The sequence below is a fragment of the Coleofasciculaceae cyanobacterium genome, assembly GCA_036703275.1.
Taxonomy (GTDB): domain Bacteria; phylum Cyanobacteriota; class Cyanobacteriia; order Cyanobacteriales; family Xenococcaceae; genus Waterburya.
Genome location: DATNPK010000036.1, coordinates 1 through 10570, shown reverse-complemented (window position 1 = coordinate 10570; position 10570 = coordinate 1). Strand labels below are relative to the sequence as shown.

At 42.5% G+C, this 10570-nt stretch carries 12 protein-coding genes; 10 read left to right on the top strand and 2 right to left on the bottom strand.

Annotated features, from left to right (window positions below; genetic code table 11):
* Window positions 1–480: 480 nt before the first annotated feature.
* A protein-coding gene (locus tag V6C71_08555) for an IS5 family transposase (protein ID HEY9768546.1) occupies window positions 481–1313 on the bottom strand; the annotation gives its coding sequence in 2 pieces (ribosomal slippage) (window positions 481–923 and window positions 923–1313; 834 coding nt in all).
* Between the two features lie 314 nt (window positions 1314–1627).
* Here V6C71_08555 and V6C71_08550 point away from each other — a divergent pair.
* The 10 genes from V6C71_08550 (at window position 1628) to V6C71_08505 (ending at window position 10092) form a co-directional block, all read left to right on the top strand.
* Complete coding sequence (locus V6C71_08550; protein ID HEY9768545.1) at window positions 1628–1828, top strand: hypothetical protein; 201 nt, start codon at window positions 1628–1630, stop codon at window positions 1826–1828.
* A 69-nt stretch (window positions 1829–1897) separates the two neighbouring features.
* Window positions 1898–2182 (top strand): hypothetical protein, encoded by a 285-nt coding sequence (locus V6C71_08545; protein ID HEY9768544.1) that lies wholly within the window; start codon window positions 1898–1900, stop codon window positions 2180–2182.
* Between the two features lie 239 nt (window positions 2183–2421).
* Window positions 2422–3966, top strand: coding sequence for an ABC transporter ATP-binding protein (locus tag V6C71_08540; GenBank protein ID HEY9768543.1), 1545 nt, complete (start codon window positions 2422–2424; stop codon window positions 3964–3966).
* A 44-nt stretch (window positions 3967–4010) separates the two neighbouring features.
* Window positions 4011–4727 (top strand): isochorismatase family cysteine hydrolase, encoded by a 717-nt coding sequence (locus V6C71_08535; GenBank protein HEY9768542.1) that lies wholly within the window; start codon window positions 4011–4013, stop codon window positions 4725–4727.
* Between the two features lie 19 nt (window positions 4728–4746).
* Window positions 4747–5907: a BMP family ABC transporter substrate-binding protein gene (locus V6C71_08530; GenBank protein HEY9768541.1), complete on the top strand. Its 1161-nt coding sequence runs from the start codon at window positions 4747–4749 to the stop codon at window positions 5905–5907.
* Window positions 5908–6981: an ABC transporter permease gene (locus tag V6C71_08525; protein ID HEY9768540.1), complete on the top strand. Its 1074-nt coding sequence runs from the start codon at window positions 5908–5910 to the stop codon at window positions 6979–6981.
* A gap of 20 nt (window positions 6982–7001) precedes the next feature.
* Window positions 7002–7925, top strand: a complete 924-nt coding sequence (locus V6C71_08520; protein HEY9768539.1) for an ABC transporter permease — start codon at window positions 7002–7004, stop codon at window positions 7923–7925.
* Between the two features lie 45 nt (window positions 7926–7970).
* Complete coding sequence (locus V6C71_08515; GenBank protein ID HEY9768538.1) at window positions 7971–8990, top strand: formamidase; 1020 nt, start codon at window positions 7971–7973, stop codon at window positions 8988–8990.
* Window positions 8987–9376: a gamma-glutamylcyclotransferase gene (locus V6C71_08510; protein ID HEY9768537.1), complete on the top strand. Its 390-nt coding sequence runs from the start codon at window positions 8987–8989 to the stop codon at window positions 9374–9376. The genes V6C71_08515 and V6C71_08510 overlap by 4 nt, the downstream gene beginning before the upstream one ends.
* Window positions 9377–9405: 29 nt before the next feature.
* Window positions 9406–10092 carry an isochorismatase family cysteine hydrolase gene (locus V6C71_08505; protein HEY9768536.1) on the top strand — a complete coding sequence of 229 codons (687 nt, stop codon included), beginning with the start codon at window positions 9406–9408 and terminating at the stop codon, window positions 10090–10092.
* Window positions 10093–10197: 105 nt separating this feature from the next.
* On the opposite strand, the gene V6C71_08500 is transcribed toward V6C71_08505, so the two are convergent.
* Window positions 10198–10374: a hypothetical protein gene (locus tag V6C71_08500; GenBank protein HEY9768535.1), complete on the bottom strand. Its 177-nt coding sequence runs from the start codon at window positions 10372–10374 to the stop codon at window positions 10198–10200.
* Between the last annotated feature and the right edge of the window lie 196 nt (window positions 10375–10570).

The following is a 10570-nucleotide window of genomic DNA, read 5'->3' as shown; positions in this document are numbered from 1 at the left end:
AATTTTTTGTTGAGCCAATATTATTTGTACCAGTTCTTTTTTTGACAACTGGTTTAACTGCTCTTGATTGTTCAACTCTGGTTTTTGGCTCATCCTATCGTTACATTACCCAGTTTTCTTCTCGGTTGCAACTATTTATCTCTTTTTGATACCTGAATACTTACTCATAGACACCAGTTAAACAATAAAAAATATTTAAAAATATGGTTGTATAAAAAATGAAATATTTTATGCAATCATTTTAACCTAGTAGAATTTGTCTTAATTTCAGAAAATTTTCTTATACTTAACATTTCATCTAATCTTCTTTTAAAGATAGTCGTATAATTAGTAGACACTTTTTATTTGTGACATTTTTCTTACTCTCAATGCGATCGCTTTTTTTGATTCTGAAGCTAAAAAAAACTCGACCGCAAAAATTTAAGCCAATTATCGACAGAACAACTAGGCGTTGAGACAGCAATAGACCTCTTGCATGAATCAGGCGATCGCTAAATCTAGTCCGCTATTGTACAAGCCTGAAATTAAATTAAAACGCAATCCAAATCGTCGTCGTCGATTACGATATGGTTGTGCTAAAATCCGAAAAATCTTTAAGCAACGGATGACGTGTTCTACATATATTCTTTGCTTGGCAAGCTCTCGATTATATTCTTTTTCCTTTGAAGTCAGAGATTTCTTTTTAGATTTTTTCATTGGAGTATAACTTAACCTATGAATCTTTTTGATTCCTTGGTATCCTTTATCTGCCATGATTTCTATCGATTCTATGGGCTTGAGTTTGCTACTCTTAAAGAGTTGAAAATCATGTTCTTTTCCTTTCCCATGGGCTGTACAAATTACTTTCAGACTATCAGGCTCAATTACTATTTGAGATTTTAAAGTGTGCTTTTTCTTTTTTCCACTGTAGTAACTTCGCTGTTTTTTTTAGGACGTTCGATGGGACTCTCGGCTACATCTATTACTATTACTGACCACTCTGTTTGAGTGTTGGAAAGTGATTTTTTCCCTGGTAGGCTAAATTTGTTGGACTTGATTAATCGATCTTCTACTCGGTGAACTGTTCTACAAACTGTCGATTCATGCACTCCCCAGGACTGAGCAATATGAAAATAAGTACGATATTCACGCCAATACTCCAATGTGATTAGCAACTGATCTTCAAAACTCAGTTTTGCTTGTCCACCTCTGGGTCTACCTTTTGGTGATTTTTCTTTTAATACTTCTACCATTTTTTTGAACAGTTCTGGTTTGACCCCACACAAGCGTTTAAATTCTTGCTCTCTCAAATTTTTGATTTGTTTGTAGGTCATTCTCTTTAAAAGCTCTTTTCCCTACTTCTCTCATTTTTTCTGGATTCGTGCAAGAGGTCTAATATAGGGTTTTCTAAAGAACTCGCTGCGCATCGCGTGCACGAAGTGCAATTTTTAGCTGAAACCTTCTCTGTGTATGCTTTATAGCTTGCGCTCTACTCTTCTTTTCTCCATCCTATTTTTTGACTAATTGATAAGTTTTCTAAATGTATCTTTTTAGTGGCATTTGACAGGTAGTTTTAAATCTGCATTTATGATGAACTTTTAATGTTATCGATTCTCCTCTGCTGAGTTTTGACAATCAAAGGAGATAAATGGTTAAACCAACATGGCGATTGGACAAGCTGCTCCGCGTTGCAACGTCCCTCGCCATCAAATTAGGATACAGAAGAACTCATAGAGAATTGGACGCTATTACCCCAAGAGTTAGAGCCACCAACCAAACTTCAAGTAGAACGCTTAATCAACAGCGCGATCGCTCTTCTACGAAACTGATTTTGAAGAGCAAATTCTAGATAAACTTACCCCAGAGTTGACCGAACAAATTGATGTTCTCCTCTCTACGGCAAAAACGGAAAATAAAAATGTCAGACTTTGCCTTTCTTAAGACTGACCCAGGAGCAGTGGGGTTGGGCAGCTTTCTAACTGAAATAGAAAAGCTAAAACGTATTCGCGCTGTTAGTTTGTCAACTAATTTGTTTGAGGGTAAATCGTCAAAACTTATCGTCATCGAGCAGAATCGCGAAACTCCTTGTCTTTTACGCCAACACAAAGATTCCATTCGTTACACCCTCATGGCTGCCTTCTGTATCCAAGGCAGCCAAAAGATTACGGACAGTCTGCCATACGATACTAACGACTATAATTAAACGCATTAATAACAGAGCCGAAAAATGAATTAATCAGCACGCGCTGGAGCGCGTCGCCAGCGCGTGCTGTCGGAGCAACTACGTTGCTCGATTGAGGAATTTAAAGCAGGATCAGGCAAAACAGGCTTACTATTTCGCATTGCTGAAGTGTCCATTTTTGTAATTTTAAATACATAATTTTTAGCTTGATTCTGTCAATCTAAGCCTATCGGATTACAGCTATTAATCAAGGTGATTCAATGGAAGCAATGACTGCTAACAATCAGACCACCGCCAAGATGCCGCCAGCATTAGAAGCGGTCAATATGTCCAAGCGGTTTGGTAGTTTTGTGGCTCTAGATGACGTTACCTTAAAAATCAAACCAGGAACTGTCCATGCATTACTAGGGGAAAACGGGGCAGGTAAAAGCACTTTGGTTAAGTGCATTATGGGTTTTTATCAGCCTAGTGGAGGTGAAGTAGTTATTGATAAGTGCTCTCGTCAAATTGATAGTCCCCGCAATGCTCATAAATACGGCATTGGTATGGTTTATCAGCACTTCACGTCTATACCTGCCATGACCGTAGCGGAGAACTTGGTACTCTCCCGTTACGATAAGACTCAATTGATTGACTGGAAACGAGAGTCTAAGAATTTAACGGAATTTATGGCAGCTTCACCGTTGAAAGTGCCGTTAAATGTTCCTGTGGCTCAATTAGCTGCGGGACAAAAGCAAAAACTAGAAATTCTCAAACAGATTTATCTTCAGAGTCGCATTTTAATTTTAGACGAGCCTACTTCAGTATTGACTCCTCAAGAAGCAGACGAGGTGTTAGGTTTGCTACGAGAAGAAGTAGTTGCTGGCAATTTGAGTATTTTGCTAATTAGCCATAAGTTCCGAGAAGTAATGGCTTTCTGCGATGAAGTTACCGTATTGCGTAAAGGGAAATTAGCGGGAACTGGCTTAGTTAGAGATTTAAATATCTTTGACTTGGCGCAAATGATGATGGGGGAAAAGCAGGAGTTGGAACAAATAGAAAAAATGGAAACTTCTACTGGTCAAACAGTTTTAGAAATTAAAAATATTTGCGTTGATCGAGATAATGGACTTCCAGCAGTAAAAGGCGTAAACCTCAAAGTAAATAGCAGTGAAATTGTTGGGATTGCGGGAGTATCGGGAAATGGGCAAAAAGAATTAGTGGAAGTATTATCGGGTCAACGTTCGGCTACCTCTGGAGAAATATTTGTCAACGGTGAAACCTATCGGGCAACTCGCGAAGAAATGTTTCACCATCAGGTGTTTTCTCTACCAGAAGAACTATTACAAAACGCCTGCGTTTCTAATATGAGCGTCGCCGAAAATATGGCACTGCGAACCTTCGATCGCTCTCCCCAGTCTCAAAAGGGATTTTTAAATTTAAAAGCTATTCGCCAGGCTGCTAAAAGCTTAATCAAAACCTTCTCCGTAAATACTCCATCTCCAGAAACTCCCATCGCCAATCTTTCTGGGGGAAACGTCCAGCGTGCCGTATTAGCCAGAGAATTATCTTCCAAGAAAATTGAGTTATTAATTGCTGCTAATCCCTGCTTTGGTCTGGATTTTAGTTCGGTAGATTTTATTCATCGCTCAATTGTGAAAGCCAGAAACCGAGGCGTAGCGGTACTGCTTGTCAGTGAAGACTTAGACGAACTTCTTAAGCTGTGCGATCGCCTGGTTGCTATTAGGGAAGGAAAACTGGTTTATGAAGGTGTGGCTGCGGAGGCAGACATCAACACTATTGGCCGGCGCATGGCGGGATATTAGTTCTATGTAAGGAAATAGGGAAGTAATAAGTAATAAATTAAGCTATGGTCTTAATCCCAGCCCAACCGTACGAATATGAAATACCCAGCCTCAATCGCGTGGCGTTAGTAATTATTGATATGCAGCGAGATTTTTTAGAATCAGGGGGGTTCGCAGAGGCTTTGGGGAATGAGATTAGCCAACTTCAGAAGATTGTGCCAACTGTCAAAGAGATCTTAGATACATTTCGCGATCGCGCTTTACCAATTTTTCATACGGTAGAGGGTCATCAAAGGGATCTATCTGATTGTCCACCATCAAAGCTACAGCGCGGAAAAAGTAAGCTAAAAATAGGCAATATGGGTGCTATGGGGCGAATATTGATTTTGGGTGAACCAGGTAATGATATTATCTCTGAATTGCAACCTCTCCCCAATGAGATAGTCATTGCTAAACCAGGTAAAGGTGCATTTTATCAAACCAGTCTAGAATCTCAGCTACAAAAAAAAGGTATAACTCACCTAATCGTTACTGGAGTGACGACTGAGGTTTGCGTTCAGACAACCATGCGCGAAGCAAACGATCGCGGTTACGAATGTTTGTTAGTTGAAGATGCCACCGCCAGTTATTTTCCTGAATTTAAACAATCTACCCTAGAGATGATTCGCGCTCAAGGCGGAATTGTGGGTTGGACAACAACGAGCGAACAAATTATCCAAGCTTTATTGATCGATAGAGATTTAGGAGGCGAAACGAAAACCCAGAACAGAGTAAGTGTTTAAATCTAACGGAGCAATCAGAATGACCGAGAAACTAAAATTATCCCGTCGTCAGATCGTCAGAGGTATCTTAGCCACCACAGCCTTTGGTCTAACCTCGAAATTTGGCACTGGATGCAGCAGTCAATCGGGAGAGGGACAAACCTCAGAAAATGAACCCCTCGTTATCGGCTTTATCTATGTCGGTTCTAAAGATGATTTTGGCTATAACCAATCCCATGCTGAAGGTGCAGCAGCAGTTGCCGAACTGACTGGGTTTAAAGTGGTCGAACAGGCTAACGTTCCCGAAACCCAAGCGGTGCAGGAGACAATGCGAGAGATGATCGAAATAGATGGGGCAAAAGTATTGTTTCCTACCTCCTTTGGTTACTTCGACCCCCATATTCTCGAAATAGCTAAGGAGTTTCCCGACGTGCAGTTTTTCCATGCTGGAGGACTTTATGAAGAGGGAATGCCAGAAAACGTCGGCAGTTACTTTGGCTATATCGATGAGGCTCAGTATCTAGCGGGAATTGTTGCTGCCCACAATACTCAAAGTGAAAAATTAGGATTTGTCGCTGCTAAACCAATTTCCCAAGTTTTACGCAACATTAATGGCTACACTTTAGGTGCAAAAAGCGTTAACCCTGACATTATTACCCAAGTCGTGTTTACAGGAGATTGGGCTGCCCCTGTAAAAGAAGCAGAAGCAGTTGACAGTATGGTTAATCAAGGTGCTGATGTTATTACCTGCCATGTAGATAGTCCTAAAGTAGTCATCGAAACTGCTGCTAAACGAGGGGTCTACTGTACGGGATACCATACAGACCAGTCCGCATTAGCTCCCGAAGCCTATCTAACTGGAGCAGAATGGGATTGGAAAAGCATCTATACTCAGTATGCTAATTGGGTCAAAGAGGGTCAAACCCTGATGGACGGCGACATTCCTCATATAGTCCGAGGCGGTCTTTCAGAAAATTTCTGGAAACTATCACCCTATGGGCCAGCAGTTAGCGAAGAGGCAAAAGCAGATGCAGAAGCTGTTAAAGAAAAGTTTGCCGATGCCTCAATGGTAATTTATATGGGAACGCTAAAAGACAATGAGGGACAAGTTATTCTTCCAGATGGCAAAACTTACGAACAGACCGCGGTCGAGCTAGAGACGACAGACTGGCTAGTGGACGGGGTGCAAGGAAGTGTTTAAATGATCGATCAATATAACTGGCGTAAAAGTCTAGAAGCAATTTGTATTCCAGTGGGTGCAGTCTTGGCAGCACTGGTTATCTTTGGATTTTTTTGTGCCGTAGTGGGCGCAAATCCCCTGGAGGTTTATGGCTCAATTTATAAGGCAGCCTTTGGCGGATGGAGTGCTTGGCAAAGAACATTTATTCAAGCTTCGCCTTTGATGCTGAGTTCCTTGTGTACTGTCCTTCCAGCCCGTTTGGGATTGGTAATCATTGGCAATGAAGGTGCATTAGTCATGGGGGGATTAGGTGCGATTATCGTCGGGCTTACTTTAGGTGAATCTCTGCCTCCGATGCTCATTCAGATTGCTATGGCGATGGGAGGAATGCTGTTTGGTGGAATTTGGATTGCGATCGCGGGAGTCTTGCGTCACTATCGAGCAGTGAACGAAACTATTAGCAGTTTGCTCTTAAACTATATTGCGATCGCCCTACTCAATCATTTGGTAGGAGGGTCGATGCGCGATCCGAGTTCTCTGAATAAGCCGTCAACTTTTCCCATTGCCGAAATTAACCGCTTGGGGGATATACCTGGTACTCGTATTCACTATGGCTTAATCTATGGGCTGGTTGCCTGTATCGTGGCATATATCTTAATTGAGCGCACCACCTTTGGTTTTGCTGCCCGCACTGCTGGAGGAAATGTTCGCGCTGCACAGCTAGCAGGTCTCCGGGTCGGTAAATTGACTATTATCATCTGTTTTTTAGCAGGTTCTTGTGCTGGTTTGGCTGGCATGGTGGAGGTGGCAGCAGTTCAGGGCGTGGCAAATGAATCTCTCAATGTGGGTTACGGCTATGGCGGTATTTTAGTCGCTTTTGTTGCTCGTCATAATCCCTTGGCAGCAGCATTGGTAGCAACTTTGCTGGGAGGAATTTTGGCTAGCGGTGGCATTCTCCAGCGATCGCACGATCTGCCCGATGCTACAGTTCTGGTTTTCCAAGGTTTAGTGTTCTTGATGGTCTTGTATGGCGATTCTCTTTACGGGCGTTTTGCTTTCTTCCAAGAACGAGAAACACTGCTGAGTAAACAATAATTAATAATTGATAATTAATCATGGCACAAGCATTAGGTTGGTGGGGAGTACCGTTAGGCATTATTGCAGGAACATTTAGGGGGAGTGTTCCCTTTTTGTTCGTCAGCTTAGGGGAATGCCTGACAGAAAAGAGTGGTAAAATTAACTTGGGATTGGAAGGGACCTTATTAACTGGGGCGATGAGTTCCTATGCTATTTCCTATCTAACAGGCTCTCCTTGGTTGGGGGTACTGTGTGCGGGATTGGCAGGAATGGCTCTAGGCATAATTCACGGTTGGCTCTCCCAACAACCGAGAGTTAATGATGTGGCAGTAGGCATTGCCATGATTATTTTTGGTAGCGGGGTGGCTTTTTTCTTGGGCAAACCTTTTATTAAACCCGCAGCCCCTCAACTTCCGACGATCGACTTGGGCAATTGGAGTAACCTGACTCAAGTTCAAGCAGCATTAAAAATCAGTCCGTTATTTATTTTAGGTATCGCGATCGCTTTTTTAATGCCGTGGTTTTTCAAGTCTACTCGCTGGGGCTTATACGTTCGTGCTGTAGGCGACAATCCCAATGCTGCCAGGGCAATGGGAATCTCGGTGTTTAAAGTCAGAATGCTGAGTATTACTGTCGGCAGTTTTCTGGCGGGAATTGGCGGTGCTGCCTTGTCTCTTTACTATCCTGGTGTTTGGACAGAGAGAATTTCTAGCGGTCAAGGACTAATCGCCGTGGCACTGGTAATTTTTGCCCGTTGGAATCCAGTTCAGTGTCTTTATGCTTCGCTATTGTTTGGCGGGGCGCAGTCTTTTGGTCCTGCCTTACAATCGGTAGGAATCGATTGGGGTTATTACCTCTTCAATGCCGTTCCTTATGTCTTAACCTTAGCGATTATGATTCTTACCTGTTCTCCCAAACGCAGGTTGACTAGCGCACCAGGGGCATTGGGGACGGATAAGTAGTAAGTAGTAAGTAGTAAGTAGTAAGTAGTAAGTAGTAAGTAGATTATGAATGGACTTGGTGGTTTAAATAAATCTCCTGCTGGGGTCGTCTTCGGTATGGTACAGCTTCAGTTACCCACCGTGGTAACTCCCGACGATTTGGCAGCACAAACCCAAACAATCTGCGATTTGGTTGGTAAAGCCCGACGCAATATGCCCACGATGGATTTAGTCGTGTTTCCCGAATATGCCCTACACGGCTTATCTATGGATACTAATCCAGAAATTATGTGTTGCTTGGACGGTGCAGAAGTAGCAGCTTTTAGTGCAGCCTGTCGGGAGCATAAAATTTGGGGCTGCTTTTCAATTATGGAATATAATCCCGATGGCAATCCCTACAATAGCGGAATTATTATCGACGATCGCGGTGAATTAAAGCTTTACTATCGTAAACTCCATCCTTGGGTTCCTGTCGAACCCTGGGAACCAGGTAATTTAGGCATTCCCGTCTGTGAAGGTCCAAACGGCAGCAAGCTTGCCTTAATCATTTGTCATGACGGAATGTTTCCCGAAATGGCGCGAGAATGTGCCTATAAGGGAGCAGAAATTATGATTCGTACCGCAGGTTATACTGCCCCGATTCGTCATTCTTGGCACATTACTAATCAAGCCAATGCCTTTTGCAATTTAATGTACACTGCTTCAGTTTGTATGTGTGGCACGGATGGAACTTTTGATTCGATGGGAGAAGGGTCAATTATTAACTTTGATGGAGTACCTTTAGTTACGGGGAGCGATCGCCCTAATGAAATTATTACCGCCGAAGTCAGACCCGATTTAGTGCGCGAAGCCCGCCTCCATTGGGCGGTAGAAAACAATATCTATCAGTTCGGTCATCGGGGTTATGTAGCTGTTAAAGGCGGTGCTAAAGACTGTCCCTATACCTATATGCAAGACTTGGTAAACGGCAATTACCGTTTACCCTGGGAAAACGAAGTAATTCATACAGATGGTAGATCCTGCGGTTTTGATGCACCTACTAGAGAATATCAACAATCACCCATTTCTACACCAGTCGATTCATGAGCGATCTTGAGCTGGCTGTCAATGGAACTTTAATGCGGGGGTTGGAACTCAATCAAAATCTTCTGGCAATAGGAGCAACTTTTGTCAAAGAAGCAACTACCGAAGCGACCTATCGACTGTTTTCTATCGATGATGTTCACCCTGCCATGATGCGCGTGTCTAAAGGAGGTAAGGAGATCGTCGTTGAAGTTTGGGCAGTACCCCCCGCAGGCTTGGCTAAAATACTGCTTCAGGAACCTCCAGGCTTGTGTATTGGCAAAGTACGACTCGATAATGGGTCAGAAATTCTCGGTGTTGTTGGCGAATCGATTTGCTGCGAAAACGGTAAAGAAATTACTCAATATGGCGGTTGGCGTAACTATTTAAAAACCTTTAATTCAAGCTAAATATTTATTAAATTACAGATGCGATCGAGATGACTTATTTTATTGAATCAGAACCCTATCCCTATCCCTATAATGGCGATTTGCGACCCAAAAACACGGTGTTGTTAATTATCGATATGCAGACTGACTTCTGCGGTATTGGGGGATACGTCGATAAAATGGGCTACGATTTATCTTTAACTCGTGCGCCAATCAAACCGATTGCTAAAGTCCTTAGAATAATGCGAGATAAGGGTTTTCATATCATGCACACCCGCGAGGGACATCGAAGCGATCTTGCAGATTTACCAGCCAACAAACGCTGGCGCAGTCGCCAAATTGGTGCGGGGATTGGCGATCCAAGTCCCTGTGGCAAGATTTTAGTGCGTGGCGAACCTGGATGGGAAATTATTCCCGAACTTACCCCTATCCCTGGAGAAACCATTATCGATAAGCCAGGAAAAGGCTCTTTTTATGCCACCGATTTAGACTTAATTTTAAAAGGTAAAAGCATCCAAAATATTATTTTATCGGGCATTACCACTGATGTTTGCGTTCATACGACGATGCGAGATGCTAACGATCGCGGTTATGAATGTTTGCTGCTGTCTGACTGTACGGGGGCAACGGATTACGATAATCATTTAGCAGCGTTGAAGATGGTCAAGATGCAGGGGGGTGTCTTTGGTACAGTAGCAAATTCTCAAGCATTGATGAAAGCAATCGAGAATATCTAATAAAAAGAATAATACTTGGATCTTGTACCTCATCAGAGGATGTTTGTGGCTTTTCTCGCCCGTCGCTACGCTTTGGGAGAGGCTTACTAACGAAGAAATTGTAGTTTATTCTTCGATCAATTGTTCCATAGCTATAACCAATTTCTCTAATTTTTTATGCTTTTTAAGATTATCCAAAATTTGCTTCGAGCGGGAAATTTTACTGTAGGCACGCTTGAGATTATCCTTTAGCTGTTCGGGGGCAATTTCTCGGCATTGCTGAATACTTTGTTGATCAAGCAAGAATAGGAACTCGGTCGAACCTTAAGTAATGCATCAACAGTCGAACTGAATACTTAGGTAGTGTAGCAATAGAGTTGACAAGCTAAAAAGATTTACGAGACACTAAATTAGTGTAAAAATTTGGGAAATAATTAAATGGCGGTTTGGATAGCAGTAACTTGTCCTGGTTGTAAATCTACCAACGTAGTGAGAAATG

Bases quoted from the DNA above. Each gene is read 5' to 3' on its own strand.
- V6C71_08510 (HEY9768537.1), top strand. From the start codon at position 8,987: ATGAGCGATCTTGAGCTGGCTGTCAATGGAACTTTAATGCGGGGGTTG.
- V6C71_08535 (HEY9768542.1), top strand. From the start codon at position 4,011: ATGGTCTTAATCCCAGCCCAACCGTACGAATATGAAATACCCAGCCTC.
- V6C71_08505 (HEY9768536.1), top strand. From the start codon at position 9,406: ATGACTTATTTTATTGAATCAGAACCCTATCCCTATCCCTATAATGGC.
- V6C71_08530 (HEY9768541.1), top strand. From the start codon at position 4,747: ATGACCGAGAAACTAAAATTATCCCGTCGTCAGATCGTCAGAGGTATC.
- V6C71_08550 (HEY9768545.1), top strand. From the start codon at position 1,628: ATGGTTAAACCAACATGGCGATTGGACAAGCTGCTCCGCGTTGCAACG.
- V6C71_08545 (HEY9768544.1), top strand. From the start codon at position 1,898: ATGTCAGACTTTGCCTTTCTTAAGACTGACCCAGGAGCAGTGGGGTTG.
- V6C71_08515 (HEY9768538.1), top strand. From the start codon at position 7,971: ATGAATGGACTTGGTGGTTTAAATAAATCTCCTGCTGGGGTCGTCTTC.
- V6C71_08520 (HEY9768539.1), top strand. From the start codon at position 7,002: ATGGCACAAGCATTAGGTTGGTGGGGAGTACCGTTAGGCATTATTGCA.
- V6C71_08540 (HEY9768543.1), top strand. From the start codon at position 2,422: ATGGAAGCAATGACTGCTAACAATCAGACCACCGCCAAGATGCCGCCA.
- V6C71_08525 (HEY9768540.1), top strand. From the start codon at position 5,908: ATGATCGATCAATATAACTGGCGTAAAAGTCTAGAAGCAATTTGTATT.